13 protein-coding genes are annotated in these 16,119 nt (G+C 65.8%); 8 read left to right on the plus strand and 5 right to left on the minus strand.

The window, feature by feature from the left end; translation table 11 throughout:
* From R2601_RS26970 to purU, 5 genes are all read left to right on the plus strand, one after another.
* Positions 1–309 (plus strand): sarcosine oxidase subunit delta (locus R2601_RS26970; protein ID WP_007797900.1); only part of this gene is annotated, 309 nt, incomplete at its 5' end.
* The gene (locus R2601_RS10840; RefSeq protein ID WP_007797904.1) at positions 306–3,296 is read left to right on the plus strand and encodes a sarcosine oxidase subunit alpha; all 2,991 of its coding nucleotides are present in this window, start codon (positions 306–308) and stop codon (positions 3,294–3,296) included. The genes R2601_RS26970 and R2601_RS10840, both read left to right, overlap by 4 nt.
* Before the next feature lie 10 nt (positions 3,297–3,306).
* Positions 3,307–3,861 (plus strand): aminomethyltransferase family protein, encoded by a 555-nt coding sequence (locus R2601_RS10845; protein ID WP_007797906.1) that lies wholly within the window; start codon positions 3,307–3,309, stop codon positions 3,859–3,861.
* Positions 3,862–3,968: 107 nt separating this feature from the next.
* The gene (locus tag R2601_RS10850; protein WP_007797908.1) at positions 3,969–5,378 is read left to right on the plus strand and encodes an L-serine ammonia-lyase; all 1,410 of its coding nucleotides are present in this window, start codon (positions 3,969–3,971) and stop codon (positions 5,376–5,378) included.
* A gap of 22 nt (positions 5,379–5,400) precedes the next feature.
* Positions 5,401–6,285, plus strand: coding sequence for a formyltetrahydrofolate deformylase (purU, locus tag R2601_RS10855; RefSeq protein ID WP_007797911.1), 885 nt, complete (start codon positions 5,401–5,403; stop codon positions 6,283–6,285).
* 297 nt (positions 6,286–6,582) lie between these two features.
* On the opposite strand, the gene R2601_RS10860 is transcribed toward purU, so the two are convergent.
* The 5 genes from R2601_RS10860 to R2601_RS10880 form a co-directional block, all read right to left on the minus strand.
* Positions 6,583–6,966, minus strand: a complete 384-nt coding sequence (locus tag R2601_RS10860) for a response regulator (protein WP_007797914.1) — start codon at positions 6,964–6,966, stop codon at positions 6,583–6,585.
* Entirely contained in the window at positions 6,959–10,423 is a 3,465-nt protein-coding gene (locus R2601_RS10865; RefSeq protein WP_007797917.1) for a CheR family methyltransferase, read from the minus strand. Before R2601_RS10865 ends, R2601_RS10860 begins: the two co-directional genes overlap by 8 nt.
* 19 nt (positions 10,424–10,442) lie before the next feature.
* On the minus strand, positions 10,443–10,991 hold the full coding sequence (locus R2601_RS10870) for a PAS domain-containing protein (protein ID WP_007797918.1): 549 nt from the start codon (positions 10,989–10,991) through the stop codon (positions 10,443–10,445).
* A gap of 114 nt (positions 10,992–11,105) precedes the next feature.
* Entirely contained in the window at positions 11,106–11,930 is an 825-nt protein-coding gene (locus R2601_RS10875; RefSeq protein ID WP_007797921.1) for a GNAT family N-acetyltransferase, read from the minus strand.
* Positions 11,927–12,619, minus strand: coding sequence for a GntR family transcriptional regulator (locus R2601_RS10880; protein ID WP_007797924.1), 693 nt, complete (start codon positions 12,617–12,619; stop codon positions 11,927–11,929). The genes R2601_RS10875 and R2601_RS10880 overlap by 4 nt, the downstream gene beginning before the upstream one ends.
* Positions 12,620–12,840: 221 nt before the next feature.
* On the opposite strand from R2601_RS10880, the gene R2601_RS10885 reads away from it, so the two are divergent.
* The 3 genes from R2601_RS10885 to R2601_RS10895 all read left to right on the plus strand — a co-directional run bounded on the left by R2601_RS10885 (position 12,841) and on the right by R2601_RS10895 (position 16,118).
* Entirely contained in the window at positions 12,841–13,818 is a 978-nt protein-coding gene (locus R2601_RS10885; RefSeq protein ID WP_007797928.1) for an ABC transporter ATP-binding protein, read from the plus strand.
* Positions 13,819–13,862: 44 nt separating this feature from the next.
* The gene (locus tag R2601_RS10890) at positions 13,863–15,128 is read left to right on the plus strand and encodes an ABC transporter substrate-binding protein (RefSeq protein ID WP_086003310.1); all 1,266 of its coding nucleotides are present in this window, start codon (positions 13,863–13,865) and stop codon (positions 15,126–15,128) included.
* 153 nt (positions 15,129–15,281) lie between these two features.
* On the plus strand, positions 15,282–16,118 hold the full coding sequence (locus R2601_RS10895; protein WP_040545310.1) for an ABC transporter permease: 837 nt from the start codon (positions 15,282–15,284) through the stop codon (positions 16,116–16,118).
* Position 16,119 lies beyond the last annotated feature (1 nt).

Raw genomic sequence — 16,119 nt, forward strand, 5'->3', positions numbered from 1 at the left:
CTCTCCGATGCTTCTGATCCATTGCCCCTATGCAACGAGACCCTGCCCGAGGCCGAGTTCACATATGCCGGTCAGGCCCACATCGTCCGCGCCGAGGATCCGTCCAGCCAGAGCGATGACCAGTGGGAGGAATTCCTCTTCATCCGCGCCAACGTGAAGGGCCCGCATTACGAACGCTGGCGGCACTTCCACGGCTGTGGCCGTTATTTCAACGCGGTGCGCGACACCGTGTCGGACAAGTTCCTCACCACCTACGAGGCGGGCGCCCCGCGTCCCGATCTCGCCAGCCTCACGGAGGGTCTGAAATGAGCCAGTATCGCGTTTCCGGCCGCGGTCGCGTCGACACCTCGCGCCCCGTCACCTTCACATTCGACGGCAAGCGCTATACCGGCGGGCGCGGCGACACCGTCGCCTCGGCGCTGCTGGCCAACGGCGTGCACCTCATGGGCCGCTCGTTCAAGTATCACCGCCCGCGCGGTGCCGTGGCCGCAGGCAGCGAAGAGCCCAACGCGCTGATCGGCACCCGCCGCGGCGCCGGTCGTTTCGAGCCCAACACCCGCGCCACGGTGCAGGAGATCTGGGAAGGCCTCGAGACCAGCTCGCAGAACAAGTACCCGAGCCTCAAGTTCGACGTGGGGGCGGTGAACGATGCCGCCTACATGCTGTTCTCGGCCGGCTTCTACTACAAGACCTTCATGTGGCCGAAGAGCTTCTGGGACAAGGTCTACGAGCCCTTCATCCGGGCGGCTGCCGGTCTCGGCGTGTCGCCCACCGAGGAAGACCCCGACCACTACGCTTCGCGCTACCTGCATTGCGACGTGCTGATCGTCGGTGCGGGTCCCACCGGCCTTGCCGCCGCGCGCGCGGCCGCCGTCGACGGGCTCAAGGTCGTGGTCGTCGACGAGAACCCGGAAGCGGGCGGCACGCTGCTGTCCGAGCCGCAGGCCGAGATCTCGGGCCGCCCCGCCTGGGACTGGCTTGCCGCCGAGGTCGCCGAACTCGAGGCGCTGGGCGTGACCATCATGACCCGCACCACCGCCATCGGCTACTACCACCAGAACATGATCGGCCTTGTGCAGAAGCTCACCGATCACCTGCCGAAGCTGCCCGACGACACCCCGCGCGAACGCATGTGGCGCGTGCGGGCCGGTCAGGTCGTGCTGGCGCAGGGCGCGCTGGAGAAGCCGCTGGTGTTCCACGGCAACGACCGCCCCGGCGTGATGCTGGCGGGCTCGGCGCAGACCTTCCTCAACCGCTACGGCGTGCTGGTGGGCAAGTCGCCGGTCGTGCTGACCTCGCATGACAGCGCGTGGTACGCCGCCTTCGATCTCGCCGATGCCGGTGCCAAGGTGCAGGCCATCGTCGACACCCGCGAGGGCGTCCGCGAGGAACTGCAGGCCGAGGCGCGCAAGCGCAACATCCCGGTGAAGCTCTCGCACACCGGCACCGCCACCAGCGGTCGCCTGCGCGTGTCGTCGCTGCGGGTGAACCCGGTCTCCGGCGGCACCGTCGGCGCCGGGACGGAGATCAAGTGCGACGCGCTGCTGATGTCGGGCGGCTGGACGCCCTCGCTGCACCTCTTCTCGCACACCAAGGGCTCGCTCGCCTGGGACGACGACCGCAACACCTTCCTGCCCGAGAAGACGCCGGAGGATTGCGTCATCGCCGGCGCGAGCCGTGGTCTCTGGGGCATCGAGGCGGCGCTCAAGGACGGTGCCGAGAAGGGCCGCGAGATCGTCGCCGCGCTGGGCAAGACCGGCGCAGAGGTGAGCTATTCGGTCGCCAATGACCGCCCGGGCACCGGCGTGTCGCACAAGGAGCTGCCGACCGACCGTAGCCCCGGCAAGGCCAAGGCCTTTGTCGACTACCAGAACGATGTGACCGCCAAGGACCTGCGCCTTGCTGTGCGCGAGGGCATGCGCTCGATCGAGCACGTCAAGCGCTACACCACCAACGGCATGGCCACCGACCAGGGCAAGATGTCCAACATCAACGGCCTGAACATCGCTGCCGACGCGCTGGGCAAGGCGCCGCCGCAGGTCGGTCTGACGACCTTCCGTCCGCCCTACACGCCGACCTCGTTCGGCGCCTTCGCGGGCTACCATCGCGGTGCGCATTTCGAGGTCACGCGCAAGACCCAGATCGACCCCTGGGCCGAGGAGAACGGCGCGGTGTTCGAGCCGGTCGGCCAGTGGCGCCGGGCGTGGTACTTCCCCAAGGCAGGCGAGAGCATGGATGACGCGGTGCGCCGCGAATGCGCCGCCACCCGCGAGAGCGTCGGCATCTTCGATGCCTCGACGCTGGGCAAGATCGAGGTCGTGGGGCCCGATGCGGTCGAGTTCATGAACCGCATGTACACCAACCCCTGGACCAAGCTCGGCATCGGCCGCTGCCGCTATGGCCTGCTGCTGGGCGATGACGGCTACATCCGCGACGACGGCGTGATCGGTCGCATGGGGCAGGACCTGTTCCATGTCACCACCACCACCGGCGGGGCGGCCCGTGTGCTCAACATGATGGAGGATTACCTCCAGACCGAGTGGCCCGACCTCAACGTCTGGCTCACCTCGACCACCGAGCAGTGGTCCACCGTGGCGCTGAACGGCCCCAACGCCGCCAAGCTACTGGCGCCGCTGGTCGAGGGCGTCGAACTGACCGAAGAGACCTTCCCGCACATGTCCTGCGTGGAATGCACCGTCGCCGGGATGCCGGCACGGCTGTTCCGCGTCAGCTTCACCGGCGAGATCGGCTTCGAGGTCAACGTGCCGGCGCCCATGGGCCGCAAGCTCTGGGAGACGCTCTGGGAGGCGGGCCAGCAATACGGCATCACCGCCTACGGCACCGAGACCATGCACGTGCTGCGCGCCGAGAAGGGCTACATCATCGTCGGTCAGGACACCGACGGCACCGTCACGCCCTTCGATGCGGGCATGGGCTGGGCCGTGGGCAAGAAGAAGCCCGACTTTGTCGGCAAGCGCGGTCTGGCGCGTCCCGACCTCGTGGCCGAGGGCCGCAAGCAGCTCGTGGGCCTGCTGACCGAGGACAACTCGAAGCTCGAGGAGGGGGCGCAGATCGTCTTCGACCCGAACCAGCCGGTGCCGATGAAGATGGTCGGCCACGTGACCTCGTCCTACGACGTGGGCACCTCCGGCCGGCCCATCGCGCTGGCGCTGGTCGAGAGCGGGCAGTCCCGCATGGGCGAGATCGTCCACATCCCGATGCCCGACCGCACCATTGCCGCAAAGATCACCTCGACGATCTTCGTCGATCCCGAAAACGCCCGTCTGAAGATCTGAGGAGAAGAGCATGAACGCACCCGTATCGTCCTTCACCCCCGGCACGCTGGTCGAGACCTCGGCCGCCAGCGTCTCGGCTGCGATGCCCTGCACGCGCCTGTCGCTGCGCGCCCGTGGTGATCTCGCGCCGTTCGAGGCGGCGCTTGGCCTGTCGCTCGGCGGTCACATCGGCAGCCGCTCCTCCTCCGACGCGCTCGAGGCGATGCGCCTCGGCCCGGACGAGTGGATCCTGCACAGCCGCAGCGGCGATGTCGCGGACGTGGTTGCAGCCATGTCGGCGCTCTACGACAGCCACCCGCACAGCCTTGTCGACGTGTCGGGCCGCGAAGTCACCCTCGTGATCAAGGGCGAGCGCGCGGCCGAGCTGCTGACGCTGGGCTGCCCGCGCGACATCGACACCATCCCGCCCGGGGCCGGGCGCCGCACAGCCTTTGACGGCGTGACGGTCGTGCTGTGGCGCGACGGCGAGACCAGCTTCCGCATGGATGTCTGGAACACCTTCGCACCGCATGTCTACGATCTGCTGGCGATCGGCAGTCGCGAGCTTGCGGCGGAAAGCCACTGATCCGGTAGACGCGCAGTCTGGACGGGATAGTGTTCATCCCGTCCGGCACCCTTGGCCTTCGGCCTCTTTCCGTTCCCGCCGGCGCAAGCCATGCAAGGAGAGCAGCGATGTTCCTGTCGGTCTTCGACGTCTTCAAGATCGGTATCGGCCCCTCGTCGTCTCACACGATGGGCCCGATGGTTGCCGCGGCGCGCTTTCTCGACGACCTGCGGGGCGGGGCCGAAAAGATCCCCGGCGCCGGCACTGTGCACCGGCTGGCCGCGAGCCTGCACGGCTCGCTGGCATGGACCGGCAAGGGCCACGCAACCGACCGCGCAGTGATCCTCGGCTTCTGCGGCCTGTCGCCCGAGACCCTCGATCCCGACAAGGCGGAAGCGCTGGAAGAAACCGTGCGCCGGGAGGGCATGGTGCATCCTGACGGGCTCGAGCCGCTGGCCTTCGACACCCAGAACGACCTGGTCTTCGATTTCGGCCCGCCGCTGCCGGGCCATGCCAACGGCATGGTGCTCAAGGCCTATGACGAGGCCGGCAACACCTATCACCAGCAGACCTATTACTCGGTCGGAGGCGGCTTCGTCCTCACCGCCGCGGAGCTCGAGGCGCAGCGCGCCGGGGCGCACGATCTGCACGAGGAAAAGGTCTCGCACGCCTTTCCCTATCCCTTTGGCACCGCTGCGGAGATGCTCGAGATGGGCGTGGCCTCCGGGCTCAGCATTGCGCAGATGAAGCGCGCCAACGAGCAGGTGCTGCATGGCGCGGGGCTCGACGACCGCATCGACCGCATCCTCGACACGATGGACGACTGCGTCGCCCGCGGCCTGACGCAGGAGGGCATCCTGCCGGGCGGGCTCAAGGTCCGCCGGCGGGCCAAGGCGATCCACGATCAGCTGCAGGCCGAGCGCGGCATGAACCTCGCGCAGCCGCATCAGGCCAATGACTGGATGAGCGTCTACGCCATGGCGGTGAACGAGGAGAACGCCGCCGGCGGTCGGGTGGTGACGTCGCCGACCAACGGCGCGGCGGGCGTGGTGCCGGCGGTGCTGCGCTACTACCGCGATCACTGCGTCGGCGCGACCCGCGCGGGCTGCCGCGACCTGCTGCTGACCGCGGCGGCGATCGGCGGGCTGATCAAGCACAACGCCTCGATCTCGGGCGCCGAGGCCGGCTGCCAGGCCGAGGTCGGCAGTGCCGCGGCGATGGCCGCCGCCGGGCTTTGCGCTGTGCTGGGCGGCAACAACGAGCAGGTCGAGAACGCCGCCGAGATCGCGCTGGAGCATCACCTTGGCATGACCTGCGATCCCGCCGCCGGGCTGGTGCAGGTGCCCTGCATCGAGCGCAACGCGCTCGGCGCCATCAAGGCGGTCTCCGCCGCCTCCCTCGCCCTGCGCGGCGACGGTCAGCATTTCATGCCGCTCGACAACTGCATCCGCGTGATGCTGCAGACGGGGCAGGACATGAACGAGAAATACAAGGAAACCTCCACCGGCGGAATTGCAGTCAACCTGCCGGAATGCTGAGACAACGAAAGGTCCAACAGGAATGTCCCAGATTATCCTGACCGTCGCCTGCCCGGTGCGCTCCGGCATCGTCGCCGCGATCTCCACCTTCCTCGCCGAGCAGGGCTGCAACATCCATGACAGCTCGCAATTCTCGGATATCGGCAATGACCGCTTCTTCATGCGGTTGAGCTTCGAGAGCGAGCAGGGCAGGAGCCGCGAGGCGCTGGCCGAAGGGTTTGCTGCCACCGCGCAGAGCTTTGGCATGGAGTTCGCCTTCCACGATCCGAGCGAGAAGATGAAGGTCATCATCATGGTCTCGCGCTTCGGGCACTGCCTCAACGACCTGCTGTACCGCTGGCGCATCGGGGCGCTTCCGATCGACATCGTGGCGGTGATCTCGAACCATATGGACTACCAGAAGGTGGTGGTGAACCACGACATCCCGTTCCACTGCATCAAGGTGACCAAGGCCAACAAGCCCGAGGCCGAGGCCGAGCAGATGCGCATCGTGCGCGAGACCGGCGCCGAGCTGATCGTGCTGGCGCGCTACATGCAGATCCTCTCGGACGAGATGTGCACCGAGATGTCGGGGCGGATCATCAACATCCACCACTCGTTCCTGCCGTCCTTCAAGGGGGCCAACCCCTACAAGCAGGCCTTCGAGCGCGGCGTGAAGCTGATCGGGGCGACCTCCCATTACGTCACCGCCGATCTGGATGAAGGCCCGATCATCGAGCAGGACACGGTGCGCGTGACCCACGCGCAAAGCCCGTCCGATTACGTCTCGCTCGGGCGCGACGTGGAAAGCCAGGTGCTGTCCCGTGCCATCCACGCGCATATGCACCGCCGCGTGTTCCTCAACGGCGACAAGACCGTGGTCTTCCCGGCCTCGCCCGGGGAATACGCCTCCGAGCGCATGGGCTGACACCGGCCAACCGGGGGCTCTGCCCCCGTCCGCGTGCCGCGGACTCCCCCGAGGTATTTTGAAACCAGAGAAGCCAGGAGCGCTGCGCCCCTGGCTTCTCTTCGTGAAAAATACTCCCGCCGGAGGCGTCCGTCAGAGCCGCCTGGTCTCGCGCGGGCTTGCGTGAGGAGAAGGGGGCCGCTCTCGAACTTACGCGACCGATGCAAACTGCGATGGCCGCGGGTCCGCTACACACGGTAGAAGCTTGCGCCCACCGGGGCGGTCTCCGCAGGGTGGGCGGCATCTTCTTGGCGGCGGTCAGTGCGCCGGGCTGGCGGAGCAGACCTTCTGCAACGCGTGTTGCAGGCGCTTGGTGTCGATGGGCTTGTGACAGCACATGGCGTTGCCGTATTTCTCGGCGATGTCGGAGTCCTGCACATGGCCGGAATGGAACACCAGCCCGACACCCAGCTCGTTGAGCTTGTCGGCCAGCGGGAAGACCTCGCCGTCGCGCAGTCGCACATCAAGCACCGCCATATCGGGGCGGACCTCGTTCAGCGCCTTCAGACCCTTGGAGAAACTGTCGAACGGACCGATGACCTCGTAGCCGAACTCCTCGAGCAGCAGCTGCAGGTCGAGGGCGACGATATACTCGTCCTCGCAGAGCAGCACAGTGGGCTTCGAGCCATCGCCATCAGTCATTCCGCAGTAGGGGCCCATAGGTCAAGGTCATCCTTCGTTCGTGTTCACCAAACTCCACCGAGACCGACCCGTTGAGCTGGACAGCAGACAGCTGCACAAGCGTCGAGCCGAAGCCGGACGCACCATTGTCCGGCTCAACTTCGGCAGTGTGGATTTCGTTCCACGTGAGAATAACCCCGCCGTCGGTTTTTCGTTCCCAAAGCACTTCGAGCCGTCCTTCGCACGGTCCGAGCACGCCGTATTTGGCCGCGTTGGTGGCCCATTCATGCAGCAGCAGCGACAGCGCCGTGAGGTCCTGATCCTCGACCTCGACCGTCGGTCCGGCAACGTGATAGCCCGCCTGACCGGCATAGGGTTCGAGCGAGGCGCGCACCGTGTCCTCGAGCGTCAGCGAACGGCTGCCGGGGCGGCGCTGGGTCAGGTCGTGCGAACGCGCCAGCGCATTCACCCGCGTCTGGATGCCGTCGACCAGATCCTCGACCGAGTCGGTCGCGCGCCCGGCGATGCGCACCATCCCCGAGATGATCGAGAACATGTTCTTCACCCGGTGGTTCATCTCGCGCAGCATCATCTCGCGGATGTCGCGGGCCTCCTGCTCAGCGGTGATGTCGAACAGAACGCCCAGAACCCGGGCCGCGCGCTTGCTGTGCACGCGCCGGCCGACCACCCGCACCGAGCGGTACTTCGGCCCGGTGCCTGCGCGCTTGAACGTCAGGTCGATGGCATCGCCCTCGCTTGTCAGGCCGGCGATGGCTGCCTTGACGCTGTCGGCGTCGTCGGGATGCACGGTGTCGAGCAGGCTCTCGAGCGACAGCGCATTGGCGTCGACGCCAAGCACGCCGCAGCCGGTCTCGTCGAGCCGCAGGCTGCTCAGGATCGGGTCGAACTCCCAAACCCCGAGCGAGGAAACATCGAGCGCCAGCCGCAGCCGCTCACCCTCGTGCTTGAGCGCCTCCTCAAGACGGATGGCGTCGGTCAGCTCGGTGAATACCAGCGTGGCGCCGTCGATCTCGCCGTCGCGGGTGCGGTAGGGGGTGATGACAAGCGACCAGGTGCGCTCTTCCTCCTCGCGGTCGCTCACCCGCATGTGGCGCACTTCGCCATCGCGCACGGTCTGCGAGATGGCGTCGAGCACATCGTCGTTGCGGCGCAGCTTGCTGGTCACCTCCGACAGCGGACGGCCGCGATCGGTGGCGCGGAACGGGTAGATGCCCTGGATCGCGTCGGTGAAGTTGCGGATCGTCAGCGTCGAGTCGACCACCACCAGCGGCAGGGCAGTGGAGGCGAAGAAGTTGCTGAGGTCGGCATTGGCGACCGACAGCTCGTCGACCTTGCCCTTGAGCTCGTCATTGACGGTCGAGAGCTCCTCGTTGGTCGACTGGAGCTCCTCGTTCATCGACATCATTTCTTCGTTGGAGCTCTTCAGCTCTTCGTTCGCGGTCTCGAGCTCCTCGACGGTGGTGTGCAGCCGCACGCGGGTGCTGCGCAGCTCGTCCTCGAGGCTCTGCACGTGGCTGTCGATGCTGTCGATATCGTCGAGATCAGCATCGTCGAGCGGCTCGAAGCTCTCGCGTTCGCGGAACACCACGAGGATTGTGCCGTCCTTCAGCGGCTCGGCGATGAGGTCGAAGGCCTGCCGACCGAATTCCGACCGCGCCATGAGATCACGGGAAATCGTGCGCCGTTTGTTCTCGCTGACCTGCCGGATGATTGCCGAGAGCGACTCGCGCGCGCCGGGCCGCGCAACCGATGGCGCGAAACGGTTGGTCTCGTCACCGGGGGAGAAATCGAGGTATTTGCCGAGCCGCCCGGTCGAGGCGAGGATTTCCCCCGCCGTGGTGACGCGCAGCGTGGCCGGCGCATAGGTCGACAGGATGCGGTCAGTCGCCCCCCCGTCGGTCCATTCACGCCGTGGCGAAGGCTCGCTCTGGCGGGCCTGGCTGTCACGGTTGGCGGTGTTGGCGGTGTCCTTGCCACGCAGGTGCAGCGGGTATTCCGGGCGGCCGTCATTGCGCCGGAAGATACGCGAGCTCTGGTCGATGGCATGGAAGGCGTGGTCGTGGCGTCCCACCGTCTCGGACGGGCCAAGGAACAGCGTGCCGCCCGGCTTGATGGCGTAGTGGAAGATCGGCAGGGCCGAGTTCTGCAGCGTGTCACCGAAATAGATCAGCAGGTTGCGGCAGGACAGCAGGTCGATATTCGAGAACGGCGGATCGCGCACGACGCTGTGCACCGAGAAGCGGATCATGTCGCGGATCTTGGCCGAGATCTTGAAGCGGCCATCGCGCGCCACCGTGTAGAGATCGCGCATCGTCTCGGGGATATCGACCAGCGCCGCCTGCGGGTACGAGGCCTCGCGCGCGATGCGCAGCATCTGCTCGTCGATGTCGGTGGCGAAGATCTGCACGTTGGCCGAGCGTTTGCGGATCCGCGCCTCCTCGGCGAACATCATCGCCATGGAATAGGCTTCCTCGCCGCTCGAGCAGCCCGGCACCCAGACGCGGATCTCGTCCTCGTTGCCGGCATTGGCCACCAGAGGCTTGATCACCATTTCGCGCAGCAGGTCGAAATGCTCGGTGTCGCGGAAGAACCGCGTGACGTTGATCAGCAGCTCGCGAAACAGGATCTCACATTCCTTGGGTTCCGCCTTGATGTATTGCAGGTAGGCGTGCGCATCCGAGAGGTCGAGCACCTGGATGCGGCGCTGCACGCGGCGGATCAGGGTGGATTTCTTGTAGCCCGAGAAATCGTGGCCGACGAAGTTGCGCACCACCGTGAAGATGCCGTCGAGGTTTTCCTCGACGGTGACCGCGAGCTTCTCGCTCTTGGTCTCGCGCAGGGCATGAGCATAGAACTGGTGGATCGCCTGAACGATTTCGGAGGGGCGGCGGACGAAATCCACCAGCCCGGTGGACTGCGCCGAGGTCGGCATGCCGTCGTAGCGCGCGGTGCGCGGGTCCTGCACGATGCACAGCCCGCCATGCTCCTTGATGGCGCGCAGCCCGGCGCTGCCATCTGCGCCGGTGCCGGACAGGATCACGCAGGCGCCGAAGCGGCCCTGATCGAGCGCGAGGCTCTCGAAGAAATCGTCGATCGGCCGGCGCAGCCCGCGCGGCTGGGCGAACTCGGTGAGGTTCAGAACGCCGTCCGTGATCGACAAGCCAAAGCCCGGCGGGATGATGTAGACATTTCCCGCCTCGACCTTTTCACCTCCCGAGGCCTGCGTCACGCTGAGCGAGGTGTGCCGGCCCAGAAGCTCGGCCAGCAGGCTTTCGTGGTTGGGATCGAGATGCTGGATCACAACGTAGGAGAGGTTGCTGTCGGGCTTGGCCTCGGTCAGCATCTCGCGGATCGCCTCGAGCCCGCCTGCCGAGGCGCCGACGCCGATGATGCAGAGCCGTTCGCTGTCGCGGGTTGCGTCGTCCTCGAGGGACTTGTTGGTCTTGTCGTCTTTCATCGTCCGCCTGATCAAGGGCCTAGCGCTGGCTGTCGTCGAAGGTCAATTTTGCCATCAGGGCGATCGAATCCGCAAGAAGCCCTGCCGACCCCATCATGGCGAGACCGAATTCGCGTCCGATCTGACCGACATCCGAAAGCACATCCTGCAGTTTCTCGTCATTGAGCGAGATCTGCGAGCGCTTGAGGGCAGTGGTCATGTCGAACTGCGACGCGAGAATAAACTGGGGCTGACCCCCGGTGTCTTTTAACCGTGACATAAAAACGTAGTTATGAAACGCAGACCCGTCTTTGCGATAATTGAGGATCGGAAAGCGCCCGCTGTCGCCGCCGTTTCCATGCACGAAGTCATGCAGCGGCTGACGGGCGGAGTCGGTCGTGTCGGGGCCCTGCAGGAAGCGGCAGTTATGGCCCACCACCTCGTCCTCGGAATAGCCGGTCATGTCGCAGAACGCCTTGTTCACCACCAGAAGCGGCGCGTCGTCCTCAATGGCAGACAAGGCAAGCGCGACGCCCGACTTCTTGATGTAGTCGTGCAGCGCCGGGGGAAGGTCGAGCTGATTGATCATGGCCGTATGATGGTACCGACGGAACGCGTCTTCAAGAAGATGACGCGGCGTTCCTTGGAGGCAAGGGGAATAATCGCGTAGAGCCGTTTCTTGTCGGTTTCCCCGGCCCCGATGTCAACCGAGCTCGAGCGTCGCCACCGCGTAGAGCATATCGGATTCGAAGATCGGCGCGCCGCGATACATGCGCGCGGTCTCGAAACCGGGCGCGAGGCCCAGCTCGCGGCAGATGCCGGTCAGGGTGCGGTCCGAGGCGGGCACGTCAATCGACACGTCGGCCTCGCCCGAGATCGCGGCAGCGGCCTGCAGCAGGTTGCGCGCCTGCACGTCCGAGCGCGCCACCAAGGGGCCGATCTTGTAGCCGTCGCGGCATTCGCGGATCACCACCATGCCGGTGCCATCAGCGGTGATGAAGCCGTGCCGGGTCGGGGCGGGCCGGAACCACTGGGTCAGGAAGCGCGGCTTGGCGACGCCCGAGGCCACCGCCTCGAGCTCGGTCATGCGCCCGATATCAGCGGCGTTGGCGGGGCGGGTGTCGGCGGCGGGGCCGGAGGCCAGCGGGCCGGTGTGGCGCACGGTGGAGCCCACCAGCTCGAAGCCGCTCTTGATGTAGTTCTCCTGCTGCTCGGGCACCCCGTCGAGCCCGACGGTACGCTCGCCCGCATGCGCCATCGCTGTTTGCCAGAGCTCGTAGGCGATGCCGCGGCCGCGCGCTTCGGGCGCGCAGATGTAGAGGCCGAGGAAGGCGTAGTCGTCGGTGTGGTTGACCACCGAGATCGCGGCGAGGATCTGTTCGTCCTCGACGGCGATGAAAAAGCCGTCCGGGTCGGCGGCGTGGAACGGGGCGGTATCGTCGAGCCCGGGGTTCCAGCCTTCGGCGGCGGCCCAGTCCAGCACAAGGCCGAGGTCAGCCTTTGTCATGCGGCGGTGCGTGACGCTCATGCAAGCGCATCCTTCAGTGAGAGTGAGCCCGGAGGCGTCTGGCGCAGATCGAGCAGCGACAGAAGGTCAACGAGATGACTGGACATCAGTTCTTCGGCGGCAATGCCATCGCCGCGGGCCAGCGCCTCGATCAGCGCGTCATGAGCGTGGCTTTCGCACAACGCGTTCTGCCGCCGCCAGTAGAGCGCGATCACCAGTGACGAACGCGAGATCAGCTGTCGGATGAAATCCTCGATCGTGTCCTGATCGGCGATCTTGGCGATCTGGATATGGAACTCGCCTGAAAGCATCAGCGCGCGGCCGCTGTCGCCCTCGCGCATGGCGGCGTGCTCGGCGTCGATATGCTCGCGCAGCAGTGCGATGTCGGCGGGCGTGGCGCGTTCGGCTGCCGAGCGCGCGGTGCGCGGCTCGAGCAGGGCGCGGGCCTCGAACACCTCGCGCGCCTCGCGGATGCTCGGGCTGGCGACAAAGGCGCCGCGGTTGGGCTCGATTGCGACGAGCTGCTCATGCGCCAGCATCTGCAACGCTGCACGCGTCGTGGTGCGGCTGACATCGAAGATGCCGCCGACTTCGTCCTCGCTGAGCTTGGTGCCCGGGGTCAGCCGGTGGGCGTGGATGGCCTCGCGGAGCCGGTCGGCGATGTCCTCGGCCCGGCTGCGTCCTGTCGCGCTTTTTGTCTGCTTTGTCACACTCGTTCTCCGTGAGTCGGATCGTCATCCGAGGGCCGGGGAACTGCAAGGGGTGAGGATTGAGAACAGGATTGTATACGAAATTAGCCAAAATTTTAGACAATGCATTCGCGCTTTTGTCGAAGATTCCGGCAATCGCGGTTTCGGGGCGTTCGGGGTGTCGAAGACTCTTGGGCCGGGCAGGGGGAATGGCACAGGCTTGAGGCAACAGGGGAGTGCCCATGAAGTCGGATCTGAAACTCGTCAACGTCACCAAGCGCTACGGTGAGACCGTCGCGGTGAAGTCCATCAACCACCATTTTCGCAGCGGCTCCTATGCCTGCCTGCTGGGGCCCTCGGGCTGCGGCAAGTCGACGACGCTGCGGATGATCGCCGGGCACGAGAGCGTGTCCGACGGCTCCATCGTGCTCGACGGGCGCGATGTCTCCTACCTGCCACCGGCCAAGCGCGGAACCGCGATGATGTTCCAGAGCTACGCGCTGTTCCCGCATCTCAGCGTCGCCGACAACGTCTCCTTCAGCCTCAAGATGAAGGGCGTCGACGCCACCAAGCGCCGTACCCGCGCGATGGAGATGCTCGAGCTTGTCGATATGGCCAAGCTCGGCGACCGGCTTCCGGCGCAGCTTTCGGGCGGGCAACAGCAGCGCGTGGCGCTGGCCCGCGCGCTGATCACCGAGCCGCAGGTGCTGCTGCTCGACGAGCCGCTTTCGGCGCTCGACCCGTTCCTGCGCATCCGGATGCGCGCCGAGCTGAAGAAGCTGCAGCGCGAGACCGGCATCACCTTCATTCACGTCACCCACGGGCAGGACGAGGCGCTGGCGCTCGCCGACGAGATCGTGGTGATGAACAACGCGGTGATCGAACAGGCCGGCCCCGCGCGCGAGATCTTCGATGCGCCACGCACCGCCTTCGTGGCGAAGTTCATCGGCGCGCACAACGTCATCGCGCTGCCCGAGGGCAAGGTGGCGCTGCGCTCGGACGCGATCCAGCTCACCGATGCGCAGGCAGCCCAGCTCTCGGGGCGGATCACCGCCATCGAGTACCAGGGCACGCATGTGGCGCTGACCGCGATGGTCGCGGGCGAGCAGGAGGTCACCGTCCTGCTCACCGACAAGGAATTCTTCGGGGCTCCGAAAGAGACGGGCGAGGCCATTGGCCTGGCTTGGGATGCGCGCTCTGCGCATACGCTTTCGGCCTGAAGGACAAGGTCATAATAAAACAGGGAGACTGATACATGACCACGATTTCCAAGGTTCGTTACTCGCGGCGGTCGCTGCTCAAGACCGGCGGTGCCGCGCTCGCCGCCTCGGCGCTGCCGGCGCCGATGGTCTGGGGGCAGGAGACCAAGAACATCACCCTGCGCCAGTTCGGCACCGGCGTTTCGAACCTCAACGAGGTTGGCCAGAAGGTGAAGGAAGAGCTCGGCTTCACGCTCGAGATGACAGCGCTCGATTCCGACAGCGTGACCCAGCGCGCGGCCACCCAGCCCGACAGCTTCGACATCGCCGACATCGAGTACTGGATCTGCAAGAAGGTCTGGCCGACCGGCAACCTGCAGGCGATGGACACCTCGAAAATCGCCAACTACGACAAGATTGTCGGCATCTTCAAGGACGGCAAGCTGACCCCGGAGAGCGAGATCGCGCAAGGCACCGCGCCGCACACCGTGGGCTTCGTGCCGGAGCAGGGCGCCACCAGCTTCGCCGACGAGCCGACACAGTGGATGACGCTGATCCCGACGATCTACAACGCCGACACGCTGGGCATCCGCCCCGACCTCATCGGCCGTCCGATCAACAACTGGTCCGAGCTGCTGAACCCCGAGTTCAAGGGCAAGGCCTCGATCCTCGACATCTCCTCGATCGGCATCATGGACATGGCCATGGTCTGTGAATCGATGGGCGAGATCCAGTACGGCGACAAGGGCAACATGACCCGCGAGGAGATCGACGCCACCTTCGCGATCTTCACCGAGGCCAAGCAGAACGGCCAGTTTCGTGCCTTCTGGAAGACCTTCGACGAGAGCGTCAACCTGATGGCCTCGGGCGAGGTCGTGATCCAGTCGATGTGGTCGCCGGCGATCACCGCGGTCAAGTCGCGCGGCATTCCCTGCGTCTACCAGCCGCTCGAAGAGGGCTACCGCTCCTGGGGCGGCGGCATCGGCCTGTCGAAGTCGCTCTCGGGCATGGAGCTCGATGCGGCCTATGAATACATTAACTGGTATCTCTCCGGCTGGGTCGGCGGCTTCCTGATGCGTCAGGGCTACTACTCGGCGGTTCCGGAAACCTCGAAGGAGCACATGTCCGAGAACGAGTGGGGCTACTGGTTCGAGGGCAAGGAAGCCACCGGCGAGATCACCTCGCCCTTCGGCGACGTGCTGGCGCAGGCCGGCGAGACCCGCGACGGCGGCTCGTTCTACGACCGCATGGGCTCGGTCGCCTGCTGGAACGCCGTGATGGACGAGAACCAGTACATGGTTCGCAAGTGGAACGAGTTCATCTCCTCCTGATCCATCCAAACCAACGACTTGCCCCGGCCGTCCTCCCTTTCCGGCCGGGGCCCTTTGACCCATCGGACACGCGTCATGACGGCAGAGACCGACACCCCCACCGCTTCTTCCGCGGCCCCCGCCGCCCGCGCCGGCCGCCGGCTGCCCGCCGCAATGGTGGCGTGGTTCCAGGCCGCGCCGCTGGCGCTGGTGCTGGGCGCCTTCCTGGTGCTGCCGATCATCATGATCGTCATCGTCAGCTTCTGGGGCGCGACCGAGTATTCGATCTACCCGGCCTTCCAGTTCGACAATTATGAATTCCTGTTCAGCTCGCCGGTGACCTACAAGGTGTTCTTCAACACCTTCAAATACGCCCTGATCACCTGGGCGGCGACGCTGCTGATCGGCTTCACGGTGGCCTATTTCCTGGCCTTCCACGTGCGCAGCCTGACCTGGCAGATCGCGCTTTTTCTGCTTTGCACGATCCCGTTCTGGACCTCGAACATCATCCGCATGATCTCGTGGATCCCGTTCCTCGGACGCAACGGCATCGCCAACTCGACGCTGATCTCCTGGGGGGTCATCGACGAGCCGCTGGAGTGGCTTCTGTTCAGCGATTTCAGCGTCATCCTCGCCTTCGTGCACCTCTACACGCTGTTCATGGTGGTACCGATCTTCAACACCATGATGCGCATCGACCGCTCGCTGATCGAGGCCTCCTACGACGCCGGCGCCACCGGCTGGCAGACGCTTTGGCACGTCATCGTGCCGCTGACCAAGCCCGGCATCATGATCGGCACGATCTTCGTCATCACGCTGGTGATGGGCGACTTCATCACCGTGCGCTTCATGTCGGGCTCGCAATCGGCCAATGTGGGCCGGCTGATCTCCAACGATATCGGCCTGCTGCAATACCCCTCGGCGGCGGCCACGGCGGTGGTGCTGCTGGTCACCGTTCTGCTGGTGATCGGCATCCTGCTGCGCTTCGTCGACATTCGGAAGGAGCTCTGAG

Origin of the sequence: Salipiger bermudensis HTCC2601 (assembly GCF_000153725.1) — a bacterium.
GTDB classification, from domain to species: domain Bacteria; phylum Pseudomonadota; class Alphaproteobacteria; order Rhodobacterales; family Rhodobacteraceae; genus Salipiger; species Salipiger bermudensis.

Coding starts and splice junctions, on each gene's coding strand:
- R2601_RS10845 (WP_007797906.1), top strand. CDS start 3,307: ATGAACGCACCCGTATCGTCCTTCACCCCCGGCACGCTGGTCGAGACC.
- R2601_RS10875 (WP_007797921.1), bottom strand. CDS start 11,930: ATGAGCGTCACGCACCGCCGCATGACAAAGGCTGACCTCGGCCTTGTG.
- R2601_RS10860 (WP_007797914.1), bottom strand. CDS start 6,966: ATGACTGATGGCGATGGCTCGAAGCCCACTGTGCTGCTCTGCGAGGAC.
- R2601_RS10850 (WP_007797908.1), top strand. CDS start 3,969: ATGTTCCTGTCGGTCTTCGACGTCTTCAAGATCGGTATCGGCCCCTCG.
- R2601_RS10840 (WP_007797904.1), top strand. CDS start 306: ATGAGCCAGTATCGCGTTTCCGGCCGCGGTCGCGTCGACACCTCGCGC.
- R2601_RS10870 (WP_007797918.1), bottom strand. CDS start 10,991: ATGATCAATCAGCTCGACCTTCCCCCGGCGCTGCACGACTACATCAAG.
- R2601_RS10895 (WP_040545310.1), top strand. CDS start 15,282: ATGGTGGCGTGGTTCCAGGCCGCGCCGCTGGCGCTGGTGCTGGGCGCC.
- R2601_RS10885 (WP_007797928.1), top strand. CDS start 12,841: ATGAAGTCGGATCTGAAACTCGTCAACGTCACCAAGCGCTACGGTGAG.
- purU (WP_007797911.1), top strand. CDS start 5,401: ATGTCCCAGATTATCCTGACCGTCGCCTGCCCGGTGCGCTCCGGCATC.
- R2601_RS10865 (WP_007797917.1), bottom strand. CDS start 10,423: ATGAAAGACGACAAGACCAACAAGTCCCTCGAGGACGACGCAACCCGC.